This window comes from Acidaminococcus sp. AM05-11, assembly GCF_003472805.1.
GTDB lineage: Bacteria > Bacillota > Negativicutes > Acidaminococcales > Acidaminococcaceae > Acidaminococcus > Acidaminococcus hominis.
The window spans coordinates 1-26,144 of the sequence record NZ_QRMX01000026.1; the positions used below are offsets into that span (position 1 = coordinate 1).

Genomic DNA, 26,144 nt, shown 5'->3' on the forward strand with positions numbered 1-26,144 from the left:
AAGGTGGTAAAAAAAGTCCGTGCAGACGGTAAACTTACACCGATTTATGCAACATTTTAAGGAGGAATACAAATGGATATTGAAAAGAATCTGGTTGACAGCGTATTGGAACTGAAAATTCAAAGCGGCGAGGACGCCGAAGGCAATCCTGTATTTGTATATCAGGAATTTGACCACCTGGCCGAAGGCATCACCCTGGATCAGGTGTTTGAAACCGGTCAGGTATTGGCTGGTCTGATGGATCCTACCCCGGAAATCGTTTCCCGGGAACGCTACGTTTTGATTCAACCCCAAGCCTAAGCCTTAGGCCCCGCTGAATCTTTCAATCGACTAATCAAGGAGGAAATCACTTATGTACAACAAAAACCATAACCTGGACATCATGTTTAAAGATGGCTACAAAAATTCCCGGACCGTGCGCATCCCCTGCCCCAAGGAAACCCTGACGGCAGAAGCAGTAACCGCTGCGGCGCAGGAAATCATCAATCTGGGAACCCTGCTGACGGATAAGAACTATCCGTTGGTCAGCATGACTTCTGCCAAGGTCAAACTGGTTACCGACATCCTGGACAAATAAGCGTCCTAAACGTAACCTGCCATGATGGATGACCTGACAATGCTCGCCGGCCAGGCTGCCCAGTATGGCTTCCCCATGGTCATCTCTTGGTATTTGCTCGTCCGTATGGAGGAGAAATTGGAGAAGCTGACCATCGTCATTGAGCAGCTGAGGTTGAGCTTAAAATAGAGAAAATCCCTGTAAACTGGAATACCCAGTTTACAGGGATTTTTTTGTTTAATAGTTCATTGTATAATCAGTCCAGATGCTTTCATTTCTCACTTCATACTCTAGATATGCCAGTTTACCAGCGCCGTTTAAAGCCATATTTTCCCTAATCTAATTGCTTAAATGGCTCGTTTTTAGACTACTGATCAATTTCGTCACGTTTCCCCATGGTCTGCACAATTTCCCGTTTCCCGTTCACATCCTGCACCAGATACAAGGGCCGAAATTTGCTTTCGTTAAATACTCTGCCCAAATATTCTCCGATGATTCCCAAAAACAGCAATTGGACGCCGCCAATGAAAAGGATGAAGGTAATCAGGGAAGGATACCCCGGCACATCGCCGCCATAAAGCAGGGTTCGAATCACAATATACAGCATATAGGCCAGGGCAGAAAACGACAGAATACAGCCTACAAACGATGCCGCCCGAAGAGGAGCAATGGTAAAGCTGGTAATCCCTTCAATGGCCAAATTCATTAGCTTCCAATAATTCCATTTGGTTTTTCCTGCTGCCCGGGGCTGCCGGTCAAAGAGAATTTCCTTTTTTTCAAAGCCAATCCAACTGAATAACCCTTTGGTATACCTTTGGCATTCCCGCAGCATCCGCAGGGCATTGAGGCACTGCCGGTCCAGCAGCCGGAAGTCCCCCACATCCCGCTGCATGGGGACCTCGGACATCTTTTGTAATATGGTATAAAAGGCATGGGAAGACCATTTCTTGAAGAAGGTCTCTCCTGCCCGGCTCCGCCGTTTGGCACTGACGTCCTGGTAACCTTTCTCCCACCAGGAAATCATTTCCGGAATCAATTCCGGCGGATCCTGCAAATCCGCATCCATAATAATGGCGGCATCCCCCGGCAGGTAATCCATGCCAGCAATCATGGCAATTTCCTTACCAAAATTCCGGGACAAATTCACGTAGGATACCCGAGGATCCTGTTCGCGCAGCTCCCGCATGATAGCCAGGGTATGGTCCCTGCTGCCGTCATTTACAAAGAGAAATTGAAAATCGTAATTGGTGATTTGAGCAATCACCTGAGAAGTCTGGCGGTAAAATTCTCGGAGACCCGCTTCCTCGTTATAACAGGGAACCAATAGGGAAATCAGCTTTTTCTTCGATTTCCCCTCGTTCCAGTTTTTTTTCTGTCACTTTGTATCCAACCCCCTATAGTTTCCATCAATAAGGAACTTTATGATTCATAAACTGTTTCTCTTCAATTTTCTATTCCAAACCGCCAATAGGACAATTCCCCCAACAGAAAGGCCAATTCCTGGATACAGTCCTGGAATATGATAGGTCATTTGCAGCGTATTCTCCCCATCACGCAGGGGCAGAGTAATCAGGGTTCCTGCAAATACTTCCGGCTTTACTTTTTCCTCATTTAAGACAATATCCCAGCCGGAATCAACAGGGATGGATAGAAACAATTTTTCTCCTAAATGGCCACTCACAGTACCAAAAACCTTTCCATTGGCAAAGTGAAGTCCCGTTGCCTCCTGTGTCCGAATCCGCTCTGCAATCTCTTTCAATGCACCAAGGTCCGCCTGATAGAATTGGCTTTCAAGAATATTCTCCCTGTTCTTGGTTGAAAGAGTAATCTCTTTGGTCTCAGATTCAGGAATATAAAATAGGCTAGGAGTTAACCACGCACCATAGGAAATTTCATAAGCATTTCCCACTTGAATTTTACCATCTAAATTTTTTCTATACGTAATATTACCATATACTGGCCCTAGGCCCTTTCCAGGCCGCAGCTGATACACAAGCCCAGCCTTCACTTCCTGTTGTTGAACCGGCACCGAAAGGTAAATCGGCTTGGAAATTCCAGAGATTTTTTGAAAAACTTCATTGGTAAACACAAATGGATTATTTTCTTTCTCATTGATTGTCATCTGATTATCCCGATATACAAACGCCAATGGCAAAGCATAGGGGTTCCTGTATACTTTTTTCAGGTTTTGCTCTTGGACTTCATCCATTAGCTGCAAGCCTCCTATAGGATAAGCTGACAAAACATACTTAACGCCCAGGAAAGAATCTGCTGGAAGCACAGCCGTATTCACAATATTCATCCGATGATGTTCTTCCCGGTATCCCAGCTTTTCCAAAAATGCCATTTGCCGATTCTGCGGAACAGAAGTATAGCCCCCGATGCCCCAATAGCCAAAAGCCACTGCTTCGTTATAAACTGCGGTAGTTCTAAAGCTTCCCATATTTTCTTTGGTTGAGGTCTGTAGAATCCTATAGGTTTTTGGATCTAGCTGCTTTATATCGTCTATTTGCTGTTGTTGTGCCACTGTATAATTTCTGAATTCGCTTCCATTAGAGCTGTGTTTTTGTTTAATCAATAAATAAGAATGCGTACCCAGTTCTGCAAAAGCCAAAAGGGCTAACAATGCCTGTAAATACTTGCTTTTATCCTTGCTTTCTTTATGCTGTTTCCAGACGTAAAGCAGGCTATTCATAATCACCATGACCAGAAGAGTCACATACAAATAATGCTGATGCTCATTAGGGCGAATCAAGTTCATGGTCCAGATAAAAATCGGCAGCAACACCCCTAGTGCCAATTGTTTACGGGTATAACTGCGCTGCTTCCACTTGCTAAAGTAAGCTGCCCCCAAAAATAAAATCATAAAACAGCCCAAATAGGAATACCGGAACCAATAACTGGAAGCATCCTTCAATAATGAAAAGAGAAAGAAAAAGGGTTTCCAATGGAAAATTGCTATCGTTAACAGAAATAGTATTCCAGCTAAACATCGCTCTTTCTTTCCACCGCTGACCAGCAGCTGCCAAGCGCCTAAAATTCCCAGGCTGCCTGAAAAAAGAGCTGCCCGATTCTTGCTGCTGTCCAAGCCCATATAATACCCGCCCAATGTATTCCAAATATGTCCCTGCTTATGCAGGGAAAGCATACTCCAGTCAAAACCGCCTCCTACTCCATTCCGCAGCTGCAAAATTGCCGGGAGAAAGAGCACCATGCTCAGCAATACGCCAATAAACATACTGAGCAAAAAATGATAGGCAGCGGAGCGCCAGGTTTTCCAATTGGCACCAAACCCCTGCAGCCCCCCTTCCACCAAGAACCAAATGCAGGCAAAGAGACAATTGATGCCCCCGGTATACCAATTAAACAGGATGGACGCCCCCACACTGATACTGAGCAAAAGTACTTTTCTTTCAGCAACTGCTTTGTATACGCCTAACAAAATAAGCGGCAGCATATAAACTCCGTCCAGCCACATGGTATTACAGGCCATCTGCAAATTATAGGCCATAAGTCCATACCCAACAGAAAGAAGCAATACAAAAATTGTCTTTAAAGAAGGAAAGCGTTTGACTGCGTAATAAGAAAACGTTGAAGCTGCAAGGCCCATTTTTAATGCAGCAATTAAATCACAAAAGCTGTATAAATTTTCCTTAGTAAAAAGTAATACCAATCCATTAAATGGAGAAGCCAAATAATAGGAAAATGTCCCAACATATGAACTGCCCAAATTGCTGCTGAATGTATAGGAAATAGCATTGGCACCTGTTAGTACATCCTTAAGAAATGCAAAAAAATCCATATATTGTAAATAGGCATCTGCATAGACCAAGGAACCATTTCCAAACGGGGCTAAATGCATATGCCAAAAGATAAGCAATAAAATAATCAGCGTAACCATAAAAGAGTATAGATAAACATATGCTGAAGATAATAATTGGGTTTTATACGCTATAGTTTTACATGTACCTATTCTATGAGCCAAGGTTAGTCCTCCAAGCAAGATATCTCTTAAATAGTTAATCATGCATAATTTGCTTTGGGAATTATGCATTTATATTTCTGATGGGGCTGTTTCCGTTATTGGGACCATACTACTCCATCAGCACCAGGTTTCATTCTCAATTCCCTCAGACTCATTCCACCTGGGAAAACCTTACTCCATTTTTACAATACAAATGCAGGTTAACATTGAGTTCCATAAGAAAAGATACGGCATAAATCTAGAGTGAAAGATACATCTTTTAGAACCAGCAGATAACAATTGGTGCATAATTTATTACACTTCTTCTCTTGCAGATAAATCCACTCTCTCGAGAATAGCTTGTATTGCTTTTTTCGTAAAGCTTCCTGTAATTACTAGTTTCTGTAAGCGGGCTATATTTCGCAAATAAATTTGGTACGTTTCTTGATCCAAATTATCTACTTTTTTTGAAATATCAAATAGACTATCCACTGTAAATCCAATTTGGTATTTATTCACAAAGTCAGCAATAGCAGATTTATTCCATACAATCACTGGCAATCCAGCTGCAATATAAAGGGATAATTTATGAGGATTATTAAATTGCGTATAATACCCCATTGGGCCATTGCAGGTATCTAGTGCGTCTCCATCCCAAACCAAGCCAAAGCTCCCTTCCAAACGATAGGGAATCTCATCCGGAGTATAACTTCCTTTCCAACTTAAATTTGGGCAATTCTTTAATGACTCGGGAAAAGAAATACCATACAACGAAAAGTGCAGAGCTGAAATTTTCCCCGGAATACGATGCAAAAAAGCACTCTTTCCTAAGTTTCCAGCAAATACAATTTCTTTCCCTAAGTAATAATTTTGTTCCGGAACCTGCCCTGGAAGCAAATAATCAAACAGCTCAAGATTCACATATGGAACTTTTAAACCATTTTGCAGCAAGAAAGTAGACATTTTATCATTATGCAGGATAATACCCTCTGCTTGGTTTAAGCGTAGAACTTCTTTATGAAGCCTCCCAATATTTTTATACCTTAATGAGTCAACATCATGAACCATCAATACACAAGAATGTGTCCGTATAAAATGCTTCAAAAGATAATTATATACAGGATTAAAATAAAAAGGGTACTGTACAAAAAACAATGTATCCGGATGCCTTTCTAAAAGCTGATGCATTGTTTTGATTGATTTTATAGAAAATAAAAATTGTACTTTTTGAAAATTCGACGAGAATTTTCTTTGTACTATGTTTGTTACTGCTGAATATTTTTCAGCAAGAATTTTCTCTATATCTTGACGAGCCTTACTCCCCGCATGACGCTCTGCAATTAAATTTTCACCTAAATATTGTATCATCGTTATTAAACCACCTATTCAATGCTCAAGGTACCATTTCTTGATACGCTTAGAAGCCTCTCCAATCTCATATCCTGCTTCAATAATAGCTTCTTCAGTATCGACTCTATTTTTTGTACTTTCTTTTAAGATAATTTCAGCCCATTTTTTTGAAGGGACCTGTAAAGAAGTAAAATATGCCAAATTGGTAATGCCAACTTCTTTTGTAATGGTACCCGAGAAAAAGCAAGGCAATCCAGCAGCTTGTGCTTCAATGCCCACCACAGGAAGGCCTTCAAAACGTGACGGAAGCAAAAAACAATCCATAGCCTGCATCAGTTGAGGTACATCTTTTCTCATGCCAAGGAATAGAACCGCCTGGTCCATGCCCAACTTATGGACTAAGTACTTGGCCTTTTCTAAATACGATTGATCTCCCACGACATCCCCTATCAGCATCAGCCTAGCCGTTTTATTTTGCTTATAGATTTCATAGAAGATTTGAATAACCCTTTCATGATTTTTTTGATAGGTAAAGCGTCCCACATGACCTACCACAAAATTATCACCCAGCTGCAACTTTTTCCGCACTTTTCCCCTTCGTATCGGATTATATTGAAACTGTGCACAGTCTATAGCATTGGGAATAACCTTGAACTTGGCTCCATTGCCAAACATCCATTGACCAGCCAGTTTAGAACAGGCAAAATAGTTGGTAGCTCCCCATTTAAGGAGGTATTTATTAAACTGGATGAGCAACTTTTTCCCAAATCCAATCTTCTGTTCATAACCTGTATTATGGGAATGCATAATACGCAGTGGAATGCCGAAAAATTTGGCAAGGAAAATGGGAAAAACATAGGTCAAACTATTGGAGTTTAAAACAATGCCCTTGTACTGGGGCGCAATATGATGCAGCAATTTAATCCATTGCCAATAATGCTGCACAGGGTTTGAATGCCGGGATTTCACACCATAGATTTGACTGCCCGCCTTAAGAATCTGTTCTTTAAAGACAATGTCATACTCAGCTGTGATGTTCACAAAATCGTATGTTACCTGGCTTCTGTCCAAGTGGTTAAATTGGGACATCAGATAAGTTTCTAGTCCACCAATATTTCGTGTCATGCCTATCTGCAAAACTCGAATTGGCTTCTCAGCTTCCAAAAATTTCATCTATTAAATTATCCTTTCCAATTAGAAATAGACCTGGACGAGTATTTTCTATTCTAAATTTCTACCCATACTAACATTAATTATTTAGCAAACTTTGAACATTTATATTTAATGACAGCTCTACCGCATATTGTTTTATCGGACTAATTTATTTTTTAGCTCACTTATTTTGTTCCAGCCTTGTTGAATTAAAGTATCGTGGAGGAAAATCAGAATGCCAAAGTACAAAATACTTCCAATTAAAATTACCAAAATAGTATGAAGGAAGGAGGGTTGTAAACTCCTTTCAAACAAAAAAATTACGAAAAACATAAATGCTCCAGCTATCCAATACTTCTTGGAAATAGAAACAATTTCAAAAAAGCCAAAATTTTTTCTTACTAAGTAGAATTGTACACCAGTTACGATACATTCAGTCAACAAAGTTGAAATAGCAACCCCTATAGATTGATATCTTGGAATGAGCACCAAATTAATCAAAAAATTAAAGACTGCTCCTATCACTACAGATAGGGTCAGTTCATTTTGCCGATTGGTGGGCAGCAAATACTGGATGCCAATTACATTGCTAAGACCTATGGCAACCAGGATTCCGCTGATGATCTGCAAAATAACCCCCGTTTTTTCATACCCCGGACCATAAAACCAAGGCACAAAATTGGGAGCAATGGCCATAAGTCCCAAACACATGGGAATGGTCAAAAACCAGGTAAATTGGAACGAACGCAGCATATACCGCTTTACCTCAGCCTGCAGCCCTTGGGCATAGGCATAGGAAATACGGGGCAGCATCACCGTTCCCAGGGACGTGGCCAGGGTCAGCAACAGCTTTACTAGCTTATCTGCCTGCTCATAATAGCCATTTTCTGCATAGGAGGCTGAAAATAGACCTAGCATAGTTTTGTTCAATACCACGTAAATCTGAATGGCAATCTGGGGCAAGAACATCTGCCAGATAATTAGGAAGTTGCGAAAGGGTTTCCATTCCCGAATGGGAACCTTGACCAGATGCTCTGGCAAATACAGCCAAATTAGAATGCCGGAGAGGACATTCATCCCACCCATCAGGGCCGTATATTTCAGCACATCAGACGCTTGATGAATGAGCAAAAAGATTGAGGCCACATTCAAGATCCGCACCAAAAAATTCCGGAAGACAATCTTACCAAATTCTTCCAGACCTTGAAAGAACCAGGATATATCAAAGGCTACGGCCACAATATTGAGCGCCTGGAGCCAATAGATGGTATGGGAAACCTGCCAGGAAGCTACTACAAAATAATACACTACCAGGTTTACCAATACCAACAAAAACCGCAGCACACTGACTTCATAGAAGGTTCGGCTTTGCCGGTAGGTATCCTCCTGAGCATAAGCGATTTCCCGCTGGGCGTAGTTGGATACCCCCAGGTTTGCTGCCAGTACAAAGTAGGTCACCACGGAAAAGGTAAAACTATATTCCCCAATGCCATTCGGACCCAATACCCGGGACAGATACGGAATGGTAATGAATGGAGTAATCAGTGTCAGTACCTGATAGCTCAGGTTATAAATATAATTTCGCGTGATACTTTTTGCCATTCTATCTGCTCCTATAACCTTGATCACTTAATATTTCAAAAAAACCTAATTGTTGTAATGAATATCAAGTTAAAGATAAGTAGTATTCTTCTAATTTAACTGCTTCTCTAGTAATATCATACCCTTTTTCAATGATGCCAGAAACGTCTTGATATCGCTTATATTTTGCATGTTCAACAACAAACTGAGCCCAACATTGATAACCTTTTTTTAGTGACATAAACGAAAGATGATTGGTGAGTTTCACTTCTTGAGGAATATTCTCTCTACTGGTCAATACTTCTAAGCCAGCACACTGTGCTTCTACCAAGACGATGCCCAAGCCTTCATAAAGGGACGGAAAAAGAAAGAAATCAAAAGCCTGATATAAATCATTTACGTCTGATCGTATACCAAGAAACTTAACTTTTGCTTTCAACTGAAGTTCTTCAACCCGTTTCCTTAACCTATCCTCATCCTCTCCCCCACCTACCAAAATAAGTAAGGCATTGGGAATTCTCGAAGAAATTTCATTAAATACATCTAATAAAAACAGTTGATTCTTTTGGGCGGTTAATCTTCCTATATGGCCAATTACAAAATGATTCGCTAGCCCTAATTCCTTACGGACTTTTTCTCGTTTCTCAGGATTAAAAGTAAAATTTTTAATATCTATGGCATTTCTAATAATCTTAAACGGTTTATCTCTAAACAGGAAATCTCCTGCCAATTTCGAACAAGCAATGCGATCTGTAGCCATTCTATTGCCGAGATACAAAAGTGGGATATTGCGCAATTTATGCGTAATAGTATCCGCTGCAGAAGGCTGATGACTATGCAGTATACAATGCTTTACACCATATTTTTTTGCGATATAGAAATAAAACGGGGCCGCATTTGCCATATGACAATGAATAATTTGATATCCTGGATGTTCCAGAAAAAATTCTTCTATTTGCTGTAATAAGTTTGGCATATTTTTCATGGAAAAAACAGGAAATTTATATACACGACCACCATTTTGCAGGATTTCATTTTCAAAAGAACAATCTAATTTTGTATGAGTAATGAAATCAAATTGTACTTTATCCCGGTCAATATTCCGGTAATAGTTCATCACATAGCTTTCCATGCCGCCGCTATAATTTAGTGCTGGTATAATATGTAATATTCTTAAGGACTTCTGCAAGATATCACCTGCTAATCTAATATATTTTTCGTAAGTTTTATCATAATTGTTGAGCTAACTCCGAAAAAGGTCTAATTCCTATTGCAAAAAAACATCTTCTTTTCATATGTAATACTTTCTTTTTCAGTGAAAAATACAAAACAGTATAGCAATGAAAATACAATAGGAAATGAATAAAAAAACCAATTACTAAAGAAGCAAACCAGTTGCCCAACAACAGCAACTATAATACAAACGATATCCAATCTAGCTTTGAAATTTTCTCTTCTAATTACTAGATACATTCCAGTATAAAAAAGTGGAATAAAGAATAAAATCAATCCCAAAATTCCGAATTGAGCCAAGATAGCAGAAAACGCATTAATAATGGGGTATCCTGATTTTATAAATGTGATACTTAGTAAACTATTAGTCCAAAGCTGTATTTCTGCATTTTTCGTAAATTCTGCCGGGAACTGATTAACCATATACATGGACATATAGCCCTGCCCCACTCCAAATAGTGGATGTTGAATTCCAACCCTTGTCATAGCAATCATATTTCCAATTCTTGCCGCATTGGATCTCGGAGCAGTTCCCGCGGCAGAAGTAATATTATTTTCTACGTAATCTTCTGTACTCTCAGCAAGTGAAGTTAAAACTTCTGTATTAGAACCCGTTATACCTTCTATCTGCCTAATATCCTTTCCACTATTCATATTAGCTTTAATTTTTGCTTCTGCAGCCAATTGTGGAATAATTGTATCTCCACATATATAACTTCCAAAGGCAAGAACAGTAATAATACCAATTGTAAAACAAACTTTTTTCCAATGGTTATATTGTGCAACCAAACTTAGAAAAATAAAAACACCGATTTCCCCAAAATAAACAATTGTAGCAGTCCTAGACTTCGTCATAAAAATCATAAATGTAAAGTAAAAGAGGAGAATCAAATCAAATTTTTTTCTATAATTAAAGACTCGGTACCATAAAAATGGAACCAGGAAAGAAGCAATAATGCCAAAGTAAGACGGCTCTTGTGTATAACTTCTCAATTGTCCCTTCCAAAAAAGCGGTGGCCACCATCCATGGGCACCTGCAATATCATAAATTTGCCTATTTAAAAAGGCTAAAATATTTGTACAAGTTTGATTTCCTGTCCATAGCCAGCAAATTTCAAAAGCAGAATATATTCCCATTAAGAGAACCGCAGTAAATGCTGCTTTACTGATCCATGCAATTCCCCTTTGCGGATTTTTTTGATATAAATCAGTAATTAATAAAAAAAAGCCTATTAGCGGTAGTAAAAAGCTTTTTAGTAATGCAACTATATTAGAGCAAAAATACTTTACGTGTAAAAGTGTGGTAGATGTAACAATATCTGGCCAAATATGAGCAATAATCCTTACTACAGATGTATCCTTTAAATAATTATCGGCAGCTATTGACCAAAAAGGAAATTGATAAGCACCTATAGCTGTACACAAAATAGGCCAAAGGCAAAATATACCAATATACTTAGCATGAGGTATTTTAAACTCTTTGCATTTAATATAATTTAACAGAAAGACAAAACAAGCTAAACATAGGAGCATAAATGGAATATTATTGCCAAAAATTGGAAGCTTATATTTTTGAGAAATCGTGGTTAACGGTAAGCAGATAATGATAAATAATAATAGCCATTCTTCTGTTTTTTCATATATATTCTTCACTATGTTTCTCCTAAAACAGATTATTATTTTTGTCTTTCTGATTGATTAAATTATTTTGGCTAAATCTGTTAAGTCTTAATCCTTCAGTAATCGGTAAGAAGACAGTCAAATTTATAATTATCAACTATTTATTTTCAAATTTTCTTTTTAAAAATTTAATTCCTTTCTTTACCCAATCAATTTTTTCCAGGAATACCACAGAAACTTCGCAAATCCGCAGTTGCTGCTTTTCCAGCCACACATTAAATAACCGTTCAGACAGAAATCCATACAGCCGCTGTTCATAGGAACTATAGCCTGTCATATCCACTTGCTTTTCCATCGCAAAAAGAATCGTAAAGAGCCACTGACAATAAGCATCAAACAGACTTTTCTTCATCACAAACATATTGAGAATATGCAGGGATCGGCGGTTCATGACCTGAGTAAAGGCTTCACTATATTCGGGGTACAATTCCCCCACCAAGCGTTCGGCCAGGTCCAGATCCTTTTTATAATGGGCATGTTCGTACTGGCTCCGGACCGTTTCAATATAATAATGACGTTTTTCGGGAAGAATCACGTCATATTGCCGCAGCAGCCGCTCATAATCCTTCTGGTGGAAAATGGCCTGCTTCTTCTTTTCGAGATCATTGGTATGAGTATTTCTTCCAAAGTACCTCCGGTAATGGCACAGGCCGATATATTCACAATCCAGGTTCTTCCAAGCCCAATACAACCCTGTCAGCTCACAAAAATAGGGATTCTTGGCTGAAATATTGTCTCCGGTATTATCCGGGGTATAACCCAAGGGCCGTTTACCCTCAGCCCCCACCTGTAGTGGCAGATAAACTGGATCTTCCGGCATCCAATAGGCTTTATGGGCTGCAACTAATATTTTAATATCCATTGTTTCCGTACTCCCTGCTCAGGTTTTCTCTTAATATGCACCTTTATGGCTCAACACTACGCCTACCGTTTTCCAAAGCAGCATAATATCCAGCCATACGGACCAGTTCCGCACATACCAGGAGTCCATCTGGACCCGCTCCTCATAGGTGGTATCGCTGCGGCCGTTTACCTGCCACATGCCGGTAATGCCAGGGTGGACCATATAGAAATCGTGGATATAGTCCCCGTACTTGGGAATCTCCGCTGTCACAATGGGGCGGGGTCCCACAAGGCTCATTTCTCCCCGGAGCACGTTAAACAGCTGGGGCAGTTCGTCCAGGCTGGTACGACGGAGAATCCGGCCCATCCGGGTGACCCGGGGATCGTCTTTTAGTTTAAACTCAGCGTCCCATTCCTTTTTGGCTTCCGGATTGGCGGCCAGGTATTCTTTCAGTTTCGCGTCTGCGTCCACGCACATGCTGCGGAATTTCAGGCAGGGAAATTCTTTCCCGTCTTTCCCAATGCGTTTGTGGGCAAAGAACACGGGACCTGGAGAATCTAATTTCACCAGAATGGCCAGCAGCAGCAAAACGGGACTGATGAAAATGGTACCAATGGTCGTTACCACCAAGTCAAAAATCCGTTTCACCAGCCGGTTATAAGGCCGAGCCAGGTTGTTCTGGAGACTCATGAGCGGCACCCGCTCCTGGTACACGTTCTCCACCACTACCCCGTTCAGGGGCAGGCCAATTAGGTCGGGCACAAAGGACAGGTTCCGTACCAAAGGCTGGATTCTGTGCATCAGCTGGTCCAGTTTAGCCGGAGGCAGCCCTGGGGCTGCAATAAACACGTCCTGGACTTCCGTCTGTTGGATGATTTCCGGGATATCGTGAAAGGTGCCCAGGTAGGGCAAATCCCCTACATTTTCCTTCTGGGGCCCACCATCGTCCACATAGCCTACAATATGAAAGGCCATGCCAATGTCTTCCCGAAGCCCCCGCAGCAGCAGCCGGGCGGTTTTTCCCCCGCCTACCAGGAGCACAGGAATCCGGCCCACCCCGGCCCATTCCAAGACCCAGGTCATAACATACCGGGAAATGGCCGCAAAAATAAAGGACAGAATCCAAAATAGACCAACAAACAGCCGGGAAGTACTGGCTGCAATATGGGTAGCGTACATGAAAAAGATAATGAAAATAATGGCGTAGGTACAAGCATCAAACATCCGCTGGAGCATTTTCCAGAAGGCCATCCTGCGCTGGTACACCTGAGCGTGCCGAAAAAATAGGATAAACGACAGCGGAAATACCAGGTAGAAATTGGCCCAGGCAATATGAAAATACTGGCTGCCCATAATGCAGTTTCGCAGGGAATATGCACAAGACTCAGCCAGTAATATAAACAGCCAGTCGGTGATGGTAAACACTGCCGGCAGGAAATAATTCAAGTGGTGATGAATAAAAGAGCTGGAGGAAGACATGGTTTTCTCAGCTGCGGTCATAGTCGATTCTCCCCTTTAACAGATTTTCCTTAATACCCCATGTATAAAAAGCGTATATAAAAAATTATACCCTTTTAGGCTGGCTTTTACAAGAAAACAGGCGGCTTACAGCGGGGATTTATTATCCGAGAAGAAATTTCTTATAAAACTATGAAAAGCCGTCTGACAAACGAAACAGTTTTTGTCAGACGGCCTTCTTATATATAATTCAAACAATGGACGTCTTTCTTATCAATTCCCATCATCATCTGATTTAGAGAATACAAATAACCACAAAATCGGCAAAACTAACACATACACAAAGGAATATCGAAAAACAGCTGACGCAGGAGTGGATAACAGTAAGGTCCCCATATTGGCCAGCGCAGGTATAGCAAATAATATGAGTCGCTTTTTCCCCTGAACATATAGCATGCCGCAGGCCAATACTGTTAGCCAAAAACATAAACCTGAACCAAAAAAGCGGCTATGTGCAAACTGCCATTTTCCCAGAGTATTTTTAATGCCATTGGGTATAGGTAAATCTCCCACACCCAGCATATTATTATTCGCCGGACTTACCGGTATATGTTCATCAATTAGTGCCCACCCAAAGCGGGATTGGTCTTTCTGATCATACCAAATCCAATTCCAAATATGGTACGTTTCCAGCATCCAGGCCTCCATATATAAACGTGGATTTTTTAAGCCCATTACCATCCATCTGTGCATAAATTCCTGTTTCTTCTGATTCAATAAATCCCGTTTAAAATTATCTTGCCATTTGATGCTATCCACTGAAAAAGGAGTTGAACTGTGCCATTGTTTTTCTGGCAGGAAACTCTCCATAAATGTTTTGTCATCTATTGTAAGATTGCCTTTCAAAACATATACTCTGCTCATTTGCTGCAAGGGGATGGCGACTGCTTCCTGAAATTGTGGCTGTTTATGAACTGTGCTAAGTAAAATACGACCGGGAAGTGTCACAACAAGTATTGCTGCTAAGAATGCCACAACGATTTTTTTATTTCTATATTGGATTCCTGCAATAACAGCCAAAAGCAAAGCAATAGCTGCCCCATTGGTTCTAAAAGCCATCAGCCCCACTGTTAATAAAGCAAATTGCAAAGAAGACCTCCAAGAACCATCATTCTTTTCAATCATATAAAAAGAGCAAAGCAGCAATATGGCTGAAAACATCGGATCCCGGACTGCTGCAATGGCATAATTCCCCACCATAGGAAATAAGCCAAAATAGAGCAGCAGAAGCCACCCCACTTTACTATTCCGAGTCACAGCTGCCATCTTGCAGGTAACCCAACCCAAAATCACACTCATAAAAAAAGTTTGCAATAAACTAAATAAAAAGATGCCGATTTCCCACGTGCCAAATAGATACTTACTAATTTTCCCAAAACTGCCTAAAGCTAAGGAATAAATCCAGGGAAATTGAACAGTGACTCTTCGTGGAGAACTAAGTATGGCGACAGTATCGTTCATCCCGGCACCAGGATATAAAACCAGGAGAAAAGGCAGCCATAACAAAAATAAAATAGCAGCTGCCTGCTTCAAAGATAAAAATTTTCCACTTATTTGGGGGAAGCTAGCCAGCCTGCTGCCATGCTTAAAGAAAAATAATAAAATACCAAAAAACAGCACAAACAAACCCAAAATCCATAACCCGTCCTGCGGTGCCAATAGTGGTTCAGCTACATTTTTAATCCAACCTAGTTTTATCCAACGTTCTATTTTACAAGTATAAAAAAATGATACTGACATGGGGATGCCCAAGATGGCCGCTGCTAATTTTTCTCTTTTTCCCATACACAGCTCCTTAATTCATTTCTCTAGCCATTATTGCAAAGCATATTTTTTCCCAAAATAATTCCATAAAGTTACAATAGCGGTAGAAACAATTTTTGCCAACATATAATACAGCTGAATTTTCTCTACCATAAACCACATACAACATTGATTAAGAATTAGCCCTATACAGCTGACCACAATAAAGCCCATAAGAGATTTTAAATTTTGTTCTGCATCTTTAAATACATATTTTGCGCAAAGCAAATAATTGACTAACACGGCAACAGAAAAAGATATCCCAGAAGAAATAAGGTAACTGATACCTGCATACTCGGTACAAGCAAATAAAAGTCCATAATCAATAAAGAAAGTAAATGCCCCTACAAGGCAAAACTTTGCAAATTCTCGTCCTTCTCCCATTTATTTCTCCTGCAGCATTTTAATGATATTCATTTGCAGCTCGAAGAATTGTCTATCTTTCAAAGCAGCGGTATCCAATATAAAACCACAAACAAACGATAGACATGCTGCCAGCATCATAACTGAGGATACGACCAAAGTAGGAAATCGAGGTACCAGGCCTGTAGCAAGATATTCACTGAATACTGGAATAAACAAGCCTATAGCCACAAGGGCAAGAATAAGCCCAAGACAAGAATAAGCCCAAGAGCAGAAAAAAACTTAAGTGGTTTATAATTCTTATAAAGCATAAAAATTGTTATCAGAACTTTCATACCATCTGTAAAGGTATTCAGTTTACTAAAGCTTCCTGTAGGCCGATCACGATATTGAACAGGGACAGAGCGCAGCAAAAGATTTTTATCTAGCGCATGGATGGTCATCTCGGTTTCAATCTCAAAGCCCTTGGATAATACCGGAAAGGTTTTGACAAACAAAGGAGAAAACGCTCTATAGCCTGTCATTACATCATAAATATGTGCGGTGTCACCCCAAAAAGCATTGATAAATTTTCGCACCAGCACATTGCCAAAGCCATGAAAAGCACGGGTATTTTCCTCAAAGTAGGTGGAAGAAAGACGGTCACCAATGACCATATCCGCTTTCCCTGCCATCACTAAACCACACATTTCCTTGGCATTTTCCGCAGGATACGTATCATCACCATCTATCATCAAATAGCAATCAGCATCGATATCCCGAAACATGGAGCGAATTACATTCCCTTTCCCCTGCCGATATTCATATTTAACAATAGCTCCGGCTGCACGGGCTATTGCATCAGTCCCATCCTGGGAGTTATTATCGTAGACATAAATATCTGCTTCCGGCAAAGCTCTTTGATAGTCTTGAACGACTTTCTTTATGGTTTTGCCTTCATTGTAGCAAGGTATTAATACCGCTATTTTCGACATATTCCATTACCCCTTATAGAAACTCTGATTTTATACAAAAGATTACATATAAGATTTTAAAGTACTGATTTTTTTATTATATACCCCAATAGGAGGCATTTACAAGAAAACAAGGAGGGTATTACCAATATCATTGTTTTTCCTCAAAAAGCTTCCTGATAGGCAACAAGCCGCCTGACAAGGAATCTCTCCTCATCAGACGGCTTGCTTATTCCGTATTCGCTTATGCCGCATGGCCCAGGTATTCGTACCCGGCTTTGGAAGATTTTATCTATTACCATGGCTTCTTTTACTGTTTCATATACACTTATTACTTATTCCAGCTTCCGTTCTCCATGAAGGGTCCGGAGATTTTCTTTATCTCTGTCATAAGCAGGACTTCCCAAGGTAAATTGTGGTTCAATCAGGGGTAGGTTCTGAATGCCCATCAGCTCCACCAACAGGTTATAGGCCAGGTCATTGGTCCAATAGTTCTGCCGCTGCTGGGAAAGGGTCCGGTACAAAGCCGGATTCTGCTGTTGGTAGGCGGGAGATAGTATCAGAATCAAGGGGATATGGCTCATGGGCGGGGTAAATTTGGTACTCTCGTGGCTCTTTCCCTGCTCTACTTCTTCGCCATGATCAGAGAAATACACCAGGCCCTGGAAATGGGGATTCTTACTGGCCAGTTGGTAAATCTGCTTCAGTACATCATCTGTGTATAGGACTGCATTGTCGTACTGGTCCACTTGGGGATTGGCACTGCCGGTAAACTGTGCAAATTCTGCCGGATAGCGGTCAGGGTATTTGGTATGCTCACCCATTAAATGGATGACAATCAGGGCGTTCTCTGCCTGGGACAGGTCTTTGGCGGCTTTTTCCACCAGCAGGCCATCATGATAGGCTGCATAACTGCTCTCTCCGATTTCTCCGTTGAGCCAGACCTGATGCTGGGCGGTAGAACCTATTTCTGTAACCGGAGTAGCCCAAGCGCCATACCGGGTCTGGTTGCTGAACCAGTAGGTGGAAAAGCCTGCGGCTTGGTCCACTTCTGTAAGGGAATAGGCGTCTTCCGGTTTTACCTGGTTGTACTGATTTTTTTCAGTAAGGGCATAGGTCAGGGTAGGCACGGTATGGGTATGGTTGGAATAGGCATGGGGAAAAATCAGGGCTTTCTTTTCCTGGGCCAGTTGGCTAAGAAACGGCGTGGTTGCCCTGGCATAGCCATATACCCCCATATGGTCCCGGGTATTGGATTCGCCGATGACCAGCACGTACAGACCCTGATGGCCGGGTCTTACCGGAAGCGTTCCCAATTGGGCCAGTTGGGCCTGGCGTTTGGCCTTGTTGGCAGCAAAGTCCTGGTAGCTGCGGACAGAATCCCGCACAGCAATGATAATCCGGAAGAGTTCGTAGCGCTGAAAACTTTGGGCCGTTGTTTGGCCGGACATAAAAAGAATCGGCCGTATAAGAAGAAGGCTCACCGGAAGCAGCACCAGGCTGCCCTTGGTAAATTTTTGGCTGCGCTTGGAAGGGTTTCCTGTCTGGCATACATAGTGCAGGATTTTATAGAACCCCAGGCCAAACAATACCAGCACCGGCACCACCAGCAGCAGGTGGGATGTAGGTTGAGAGCTAAGGTAATCCAGAGCTTCCTTCAAATTGGTCTGGTAGACGGTCATAACAATATCCGGCCGCAGATAATGCCGGCTTATGGCAAAATAGCCCCAGAAAATAGTATTAAAGAGAGACAATACCAGGAGTCCTGCCCCTAGAAGGACATTGCCGATGCATTTTCCCAACAGCGGTATCCCCAGGGTATTCCCTGCCTGCCGAATAAATACCCAAAAGAGCAGCAGTCCTGCCCAAAGAGCCCCGGCAAAAGTCATATTCCCCAGTACCATATAAGGCGTCAGCTGGGCATGATCCAGCAGCTGCACCCAGGAACCTGAAGTCAAAAAGAATGTCATAAAGGCTGTAATGCCCAGGTAGCGGGTATCGTAATGCCAATAATACCCTGCCAGGGCATTTAACAATGCCGCAAATAAGACATATCGAAACCCATGCAGATACGGTGCCCCTGCAATTAAGGAAAGAATCACATACAGCAGGAGCATATAAACAATACAGAATACCCCCGCCTTGCGTAAATTCTCTCGCTTCTCCCCAAAATTCAAATGCATACCAACACTCCTTGTTCTAATTGGATTCGGAAAATACCATATTTTGTAATGTATATGTAAAGATTGTAGCAAGAATAAGAAAATAAAGCAAATTGAGGGCGTTGGGTGTTGACGGGCAGGGTGTGTTTTGAATCTGCCAATGCGGGGCCGGTACTCCGTTAATGCTTACATAAAACAAGCCGCCTGACAGGAGCTTTCTCCTCATCAGACGGCTTGCTTTATTCCATATTCGCTTATGCCGCATGGCCTTGGTATTCATACCCGGCTTTAGTAATGGCTTCTTTCACCTGTGCCTCATCCAAGGGCTGGGTGGTAACTACTACAGCATTTCCGGCTTCGTGGCTGGGGGCTGCGCTGACTACACCCGGCAGGGCTTCCAGTGCTTTCTTCACTCTGCCTTCGCAATGGGCGCACATCATGCCTTTGACGTTGAGAGTAATGGTAGTTTCCTTAGGGGCTTCGGCCCGGCCCAGGTATTCATACCCTGCTTTGGTAATGGCTGCTTTCACCGCAGCGTCATCCAGGGGCTGGGTGGTGACCACCACAGCATTCCCGGCTTCGTGGCTGGGAGCTGCGCTGACTACGCCCGGCAGAGCATCCAATGCTTTCTTCACTCTGCCTTCGCAATGGGCGCACATCATGCCTTTCACGTTGAGGGTGACTGTGGTTTCCTTGGGGGCTTCGGCCCGGCCCAGGTATTCATACCCGGCCTTGGCAATAGTTTCTTTCACCGCAGCGTCATCCAGGAGCTGGGTGGTGACCACTACAGCATTCCCAGCTTCGTGGCTGGGGGCTGCGCTGACTACCCCCGGCAGGGCTTCCAGTGCTTTCTTCACTCTGCCTTCGCAATGGGCACACATCATGCCTTTTACGTTGAGGGTAATGGTTTGGCCTTGGGCAGGCTGTTCCGGCAGGGGTGCTCCCTGGAGTTTCACAGGGGCTGCTGGCACGGGGCAGGCAGTTGCAGGTGCGGGGTTCAGCTGTTCCTTCAGAACGGCTTCCCGGGCATCGTTTTTCCGTTTCTTATCGTGACCGGCGTTATGGAGCTTGAACAGGTTCAGCCGCAGGGCATTCATGCATACGGTGAAGCTGGACACGCTCATGGCGGCGGCGCCAACCATGGGGTTCATCTTGTAGGAGAACAGGCCGGCGGCCAGGGGAATACAGATCACGTTGTAGAAGAAGGCCCAGAACAGGTTCTCGTGAATATTGGTGACGGTGCCCCGGCTCAGCCGGACGGCAGCGGACACATCGGACAGGCGGCTGTTCATCAGGACGATATCGGCAGAATCAATGGCCACGTCGGCACCGGCGCCAATGGCGATACCGATGTCAGCCCGGGTCAGGGCCGGGGCGTCGTTGATGCCGTCCCCTACCATGGCTACGGAGCCAAACTGCTGGAGCTTGCGGATCACGGCTTCCTTGCCTTCCGGCAGGACGCCGGCAACTACCTTGTCCACCCCGGCCTGGCGGCCAATGGCTTCAGCGGTGCGTTCGTTATCCCCGGTCAGCATGACCACGGTGATGCCCATGTTTTGCAGTTCCTTGATAGCTTTGGCAGAGTCTTCCTTAATGACATCGGCTACGGCAATCAGGCCAGCAGCCTTGCCATTTGCGGCAAACAGCAGCGGGGTTTTCCCGTCAGAGGCCAGTTCAGCCGCTTTGGCTTCCAGTTCCTGGGTTACCGCCCTCAGGGAGCGCAGGTAGGTCAGGCTGCCCCCTACCAGTTTCTCTCCGCCGCGGGTGACTTCCAGACCGTTCCCGGGCAGGGCTTTAAAATCATCGACGGTTTCGGCCTTCAGGCCGTTTTTATCTGCTTCCTCTACCACAGCCTTGGCCAGCGGATGCTCGGATTTTTGTTCCAGGTCATAGGCCAGCTGCAGCAGGCTTTCTTTGGTATAGCCAGGGGCGGGCACAATATCCGTTACCTTGGGCTGCCCTTTGGTAATGGTACCGGTTTTATCCAAGGCCACAATGGAGACCTTGCCGGCTGCTTCCAGGGACTGGGAGGTTTTGAACAGGATACCGTTCTTGGCACCTACGCCGCTGCCCACCATAATAGCTACAGGAGTTGCCAGGCCCAGGGCGCAGGGGCAGGCGATAACCAGCACCGCAATCCCCCGGGCAATGGCCTGGCCCAGCGGGGCGCCGGCAAAGAGCCAGCCCAAAGTGGTGACCACGGCCACCCCGATGATGGTGGGGACGAACACCGCAGAAACCTTATCCGCAATCCGGGCAATGGGGGCCTTGGTGGCCGCCGCATCGCTGACCAGTTTGATAATCTGGCTCAGGGTGGTGTCTTCCCCTACCCGGGTAGCCCGGCATTCCAGGTACCCGGATTGGTTCATGGTGGCGGTGGAAACCTTGTCCCCAGGGTTCTTGTCCACCGGCAGGCTTTCGCCCGTCAGGGCGGATTCGTTTACCGCAGAAGAACCCTTGACCACCACACCGTCCACAGGGATATTTTCCCCAGGGCGCACGGCGAAAATGTCGCCGATCTGCACATCATCAATGGAGACCGTAACCTCCTGGCCGTCCCGGAGCAGCACCGCTGTCTTGGGAGCCATCTTCATCAGCCCCTTCAGGGCATCCGTGGTCCGGCCCTTGGACATGGCCTCCAGCATCTTCCCTAAGGTAATCAAGGAAGGAATCATAGCTGCCGTTTCAAAGTACAAATCCCCTTTGTACAGCGGCAGCAGCTGGGCGTAGGAAGCGCCCTGACTCATGAGATAGGAAATATTGTAGAACACCGCCGTGCTCCACAGGAAAGAAACCGAGGAGCCCAAAGCAACCAGCGTATCCATATTGGGAGCCCCGTGCATCAGGGACTTGAACCCGCTGATGAAGAACGCCCGGTTGATGCCCATGACAATGAGAGCCAGGAACACCTGGGTCAGCATCAGCCCCGGCAGATTCCCGGAGAGAAGCTCGGGCACCGGCCAGTTCAGCATATTGTGCCCCATGGTGAGATACATCAGCACTACCAGGAAGCCCAAGGAAAGAATCAACCGCCGGCGCAATTTCGGCGTATCATGATCCTTCAGCGCCTCCTCGTCCGCCGCCAGCTTCTCAGCTACCCCCTGCTTCTGGGTCTGCGCACCCTTGACAGAAGCACCATAGCCAGCATCCTCCACGGCCTTAATAATGGTCGCATCGTCAGCGGAACCCTCCACCCCCATACTATTGGTCAAAAGCGATACCGACACAGATTTGACCCCGGGGACGGCAGCCACCGCCTTCTCCACATGCGCCTGACAAGAGGCGCACGTCATACCCGTTACCATATATTGTTTCACGGAAAAGACCTCCTTGACGGACAAATCGAAAAAGGATTTGTCGAAATGAAAGGCAGGGAAGAAAGAGAGAAGAAAGAGTGGGACAAAATGACAAGATTGATTGTTCCACATACCCTACCTAGGTATTGTTTGCATGATAATCATAGCAAAGGAGGAGAAATTTGTCAATAGTACTGAAGGTGTGTACAGTAGTTGAGAGAGGAATCGATTGGAAGGAGGGGAGAAATACAGTAGAATTGGAAGAATGAAGAAAAATACCAACAGCTTGAAGCCAGGGGCAGCGGAAGGCTTCAAGCTGTTGAGGAATCAAGATGAAGGTATTGATTGCGGGGGGAGCCCCCGTCTGCCGCCCCCCTGCGCCCCTAGCAGCTGGGGAATTCGTCAATTATACTAAAGGTGTGTACAGTGGTAGGGAGAGGAATCGATTGGAGGAAAGGGAGAAATACAGTAGAATTGGAGGATTAAAGAAAAATACCAACAGCTTGAAGCCGGGGCAGCGGGAGGCTTCAAGCTGTTGAGGAATCAAGATGAAGGTATTGATTGCGGGGGGAGCCCCCGTCTGCCGCCCCCCTGCACCTCTAGTGGCTGAGGAATTCGTCAATTGTACTGAAGGTGTACATTAGTTGGGAGAGGAAAAAGCAGAGAGGAAATGTAATATACGGTGGAGCTAAAAGAATAAGGAAAATACCAACAGCTTGAAGCCCGGGACAATGGGAGGCTTCAAGCTGTTGAGGAATCAAGATGAAGGTATTGATCGGGAGGGGGAGCCCCCGTCTGCCGCCCCCCTGCGCCTCTAGTAGCTGGGGAATAGGAGGGTAAGGCAGACGGCCGGTGGCCGCAAACGCCTGGGTAAATAGCCTAATGCCTGAATGAGAAACGTAAATCCCAATATCAAGCCTACCTCTCCTAGAATTTCGGCCGAAGGCCTTTGCCTTCCACTTAACAGTGCGCTGCTTGGCACGCACTGTAGAAGGGGAAGGAACGTTCCGCCCCCAGTGCAGAAGCGGAACAAGGTTGGGGTTCAACACCAGGATGCCCGGAGGGCTAAGTCATGTATTCCAGTAGTTCACTACTGAAATCATAATGCCTGGACCGCCCCAACCGCCTTCCTGGCGTCAGGCACCTTCCCCGCCTTGCACCACTGTGGGGCGGAGAAGGCAAGCGGCCGGTGGCCGCTAAAATCTGCTGAAAAGAATTAGTAACTGGTTTAAACCAGGCGTTATGAGCTGAATCTGCACTGACCAATTGATAATCATAATACCCGAATGAGAAACGTAAAACCCAATTTCAAGCAGACCTTTCCCAGCATTTCGGCCGAAGGCCGCTGCCTTCCCCTTAACAGTGCGCTGCTTGGCACGCACTGTAGAAGAGGAAGGTGCCGGCGAATTAGCCGGCGGATGGAGTTTACAACAAGGTATGGGCGTGAATTGGTACACTGGGAATTTATTGATGATAAATCCTGCACTCATAAAAATTGGGAATTGAGAGAATCAAGGATTGTAGTGCAGAACAATCTAGTCAGCAAGTCGATAACTACTGCCTAAAATAGTACCCGTTTCCCGTTCCTATGCCCATTCTTCCCGTTCGTTCTCAAGCTATAGACAGCCCCTATTTGTTTCGTTACTATGAGGATATCTATGCGCAAAGGAGTAAGAATTATGGAATATACGCAGACAGAACGACACAAAGAACTGATGAACAATGCCCGAGAATTACGGAAAAACATGACCAAGCAAGAGAGGAAACTATGGTACAACTTCCTCCGCGGCTACTGGATCAGATGGCGCAGGCAAAAAGTAATCGGAGAATATATCGTTGATTTTTACTGTGTCCAATTAAAGCTGGCCATTGAATTGGACGGCAGTCAACATTATGAAGATGCTGCAAGGGTATATGATCAAAAGCGCACGGAATTTCTAGCCAAAATGGGAATTCAGGTATTGCGATATACGAATTTGGAAGTAAATCAACAATTTGATGTGGTTTGTACAGACATTGATAATAAAGTGAAGGCTATGGTTGAAAAAATGAACCGATATCATATGAAAATTACCGCACGGAAGAAAAAAGAATTAGATGAGTAAAAGGAGTATTGCCTGGATGAAAAAATAATACCTGGCCTGCCCCAACCGCCTTCCTGGCGTCAGGCACCTTCCCTACGTCCACTCTCCCCCTCTGCGCCTCTAGTAGCCTTGGAATAGGCGCATCTCCCCCATTTCAGCCGTTTCCACGGCGAAATGGAGGAGACAATGGGCGGAGAAGGCTAGCAGCCGGTGGCCGCAAAAACCGAATGAAAGCCATAATACCCGAATGAGAAACGTAAAACCCAATATCAAGCGGACCTCTCCCAGGATTTCGGCCGAAGGCCGCTGCCTTCCACTTAACAGTGCGCTGCTTGGCACGCACTGTAGAAGAGGAAGGTGCCGGCAATTCGCCCGCGGATGGAGTTCGCAACCAAAATGCCCGGAGGGCTAAGTCATGTATTCCAGTAGTTCACTACTGAAATCATAATGTCTGGACCGCCCCAACCGCCTTCCTGACGTCAGGCACCTTCCCCGCCTTGGACCACTGTGGGGCGGAGAAGGCAAGCGGGCGGTGCCCGCTAACACCTGGATGAAAACCGCAATACCCGGCATTCGACAGACCTCTCCCAACATTTCGGCCGAAGGCCGTATGCCTTCCACTTAACAGTGCGCTGCTTGGCACGCACTGTAGAAGGGGAAGGAACGTTCCGCCCCCAGTGCAAAAGCGGAACAAGGTTGGGGTTCAACACCAGGATTAGATGCAAACTGAGAAATGTAAAACGCTTGGCTGGCCCCAACCGCCTTCCTGACGTCAGGCATCTTCCCCACGTCCACTCTCCCCCTCTGCGCCTCTAGTAGCCTTGGAATAGGCGCATCTCCCCCCTTTCAGCCGTTTCCACGGCGGAATGGAGGAGACAATGGGCGGAGAAGGCAGGCGGCCGGGGGCCGCAAAAACCGAATGAAAACCATAATACCCGAATGAGAAACGTAAAGCTCAATATCAAGCCGACCTTTCCCAGTATTTCGGCCGAAGGCCGTATGCCTTCCACTTAACAGTGCGCTGCTTGGCACGCACTGTAGAAGGGGAAGGTGCCGGCGAATTAGCCGGCGGATGGAGTTCGCAACAAAAATGCCCGGAGGGCCAAATCTGGTTTTAGCACTTCTCAATTAAAAGCGTAATACCTGGGCGGCCCTATCCGCCTTCCTGACGTCAGGCACCTTCCCTACGTCCACTCTCCCCCTCTGCGCCTCTAGCAGCTTTGAAATAGGCGCATCTCCCCCATTTCAGCCGTTTCCACGGCGAAATGGAGGAGACAATGGGCGGAGAAGGCAGGCGGCCGGTGGCCGCAAAAACCGAATGAAAACCATAATACCCGAATGAGAAACGTAAAGCTCAATATCAAGCCGACCTTTCCCAACATTTCGGCCGAAGGCCGTATGCCTTCCACTTAACAGTGCGCTGCTTGGCACGCACTGTAGAAGGGGAAGGAACGTTCCGCCCCCAGTGCAAAAGCGGAACAAGGTTGGGGTTCAACACCAGGATTAGATGCAAACTGAGAAATGTAAAACGCTTGGCCTGCCCCAACCGCCTTCCTGGCGTCAGGCACCTTCCCTTGAACACGCCCCATCTGCGCCTTTGGAATT

Annotated in this window: 17 protein-coding genes and 1 pseudogene; 4 read left to right on the forward strand and 14 right to left on the reverse strand. The window is 44.7% G+C overall.

Annotated elements, in window-relative coordinates; genetic code table 11:
• The first annotated feature begins 72 nt into the window (after positions 1–72).
• Genes DW089_RS09340 through DW089_RS09350 form a run of 3 tightly spaced genes read left to right on the forward strand, consistent with a single transcriptional unit; the run spans position 73 to position 745 of the window.
• Complete coding sequence (locus DW089_RS09340; protein ID WP_118287171.1) at positions 73–300, forward strand: DUF1659 domain-containing protein; 228 nt, start codon at positions 73–75, stop codon at positions 298–300.
• Between the two features lie 52 nt (positions 301–352).
• Positions 353–577 carry a DUF2922 family protein gene (locus DW089_RS09345; protein WP_118287172.1) on the forward strand — a complete coding sequence of 75 codons (225 nt, stop codon included), beginning with the start codon at positions 353–355 and terminating at the stop codon, positions 575–577.
• A gap of 21 nt (positions 578–598) precedes the next feature.
• Positions 599–745, forward strand: coding sequence for a YvrJ family protein (locus DW089_RS09350; protein ID WP_199614798.1), 147 nt, complete (start codon positions 599–601; stop codon positions 743–745).
• Between the two features lie 178 nt (positions 746–923).
• On the opposite strand, the gene DW089_RS09355 is transcribed toward DW089_RS09350, so the two are convergent.
• From DW089_RS09355 to DW089_RS09420, 14 genes and pseudogenes are all read right to left on the reverse strand, one after another.
• Entirely contained in the window at positions 924–1,880 is a 957-nt protein-coding gene (locus DW089_RS09355; RefSeq protein WP_118287174.1) for a glycosyltransferase family 2 protein, read from the reverse strand.
• A 102-nt stretch (positions 1,881–1,982) separates the two neighbouring features.
• The gene (locus DW089_RS09360) at positions 1,983–4,583 is read right to left on the reverse strand and encodes a YfhO family protein (RefSeq protein WP_233547586.1); all 2,601 of its coding nucleotides are present in this window, start codon (positions 4,581–4,583) and stop codon (positions 1,983–1,985) included.
• A 252-nt stretch (positions 4,584–4,835) separates the two neighbouring features.
• Positions 4,836–5,888, reverse strand: coding sequence for a hypothetical protein (locus tag DW089_RS09365; RefSeq protein WP_118287176.1), 1,053 nt, complete (start codon positions 5,886–5,888; stop codon positions 4,836–4,838).
• Positions 5,889–5,906: 18 nt separating this feature from the next.
• Positions 5,907–7,043 (reverse strand): glycosyltransferase, encoded by a 1,137-nt coding sequence (locus DW089_RS09370; RefSeq protein ID WP_118287177.1) that lies wholly within the window; start codon positions 7,041–7,043, stop codon positions 5,907–5,909.
• 135 nt (positions 7,044–7,178) lie between these two features.
• The gene (locus DW089_RS09375; RefSeq protein ID WP_118287178.1) at positions 7,179–8,624 is read right to left on the reverse strand and encodes a flippase; all 1,446 of its coding nucleotides are present in this window, start codon (positions 8,622–8,624) and stop codon (positions 7,179–7,181) included.
• Between the two features lie 64 nt (positions 8,625–8,688).
• On the reverse strand, positions 8,689–9,792 hold the full coding sequence (locus DW089_RS09380; RefSeq protein ID WP_118287179.1) for a glycosyltransferase family 1 protein: 1,104 nt from the start codon (positions 9,790–9,792) through the stop codon (positions 8,689–8,691).
• A 71-nt stretch (positions 9,793–9,863) separates the two neighbouring features.
• Positions 9,864–11,489: an O-antigen ligase family protein gene (locus DW089_RS09385; protein ID WP_118287180.1), complete on the reverse strand. Its 1,626-nt coding sequence runs from the start codon at positions 11,487–11,489 to the stop codon at positions 9,864–9,866.
• A 124-nt stretch (positions 11,490–11,613) separates the two neighbouring features.
• On the reverse strand, positions 11,614–12,378 hold the full coding sequence (locus DW089_RS09390; RefSeq protein WP_118287181.1) for a DUF4422 domain-containing protein: 765 nt from the start codon (positions 12,376–12,378) through the stop codon (positions 11,614–11,616).
• Positions 12,379–12,408: 30 nt separating this feature from the next.
• Positions 12,409–13,860, reverse strand: a complete 1,452-nt coding sequence (locus tag DW089_RS09395) for a sugar transferase (RefSeq protein WP_118287182.1) — start codon at positions 13,858–13,860, stop codon at positions 12,409–12,411.
• A 231-nt stretch (positions 13,861–14,091) separates the two neighbouring features.
• Positions 14,092–15,663, reverse strand: coding sequence for a DUF6020 family protein (locus DW089_RS09400; protein ID WP_118287183.1), 1,572 nt, complete (start codon positions 15,661–15,663; stop codon positions 14,092–14,094).
• A 30-nt stretch (positions 15,664–15,693) separates the two neighbouring features.
• Entirely contained in the window at positions 15,694–16,065 is a 372-nt protein-coding gene (locus DW089_RS09405; protein WP_118287184.1) for a GtrA family protein, read from the reverse strand.
• Positions 16,066–17,018 (reverse strand): annotated as a pseudogene (locus tag DW089_RS09410) (glycosyltransferase family 2 protein). It abuts the gene before it with no gap.
• 314 nt (positions 17,019–17,332) lie between these two features.
• A complete protein-coding gene (locus DW089_RS09415; protein ID WP_118287185.1) occupies positions 17,333–19,180 on the reverse strand; it encodes a phosphoethanolamine transferase in 1,848 nt (615 codons plus the stop codon).
• A gap of 233 nt (positions 19,181–19,413) precedes the next feature.
• Complete coding sequence (locus DW089_RS09420) at positions 19,414–22,476, reverse strand: heavy metal translocating P-type ATPase (RefSeq protein ID WP_118287186.1); 3,063 nt, start codon at positions 22,474–22,476, stop codon at positions 19,414–19,416.
• 1,658 nt (positions 22,477–24,134) lie between these two features.
• On the opposite strand from DW089_RS09420, the gene DW089_RS09430 reads away from it, so the two are divergent.
• Positions 24,135–24,560 (forward strand): endonuclease domain-containing protein, encoded by a 426-nt coding sequence (locus tag DW089_RS09430; RefSeq protein WP_105325889.1) that lies wholly within the window; start codon positions 24,135–24,137, stop codon positions 24,558–24,560.
• Positions 24,561–26,144: the final 1,584 nt, after the last annotated feature.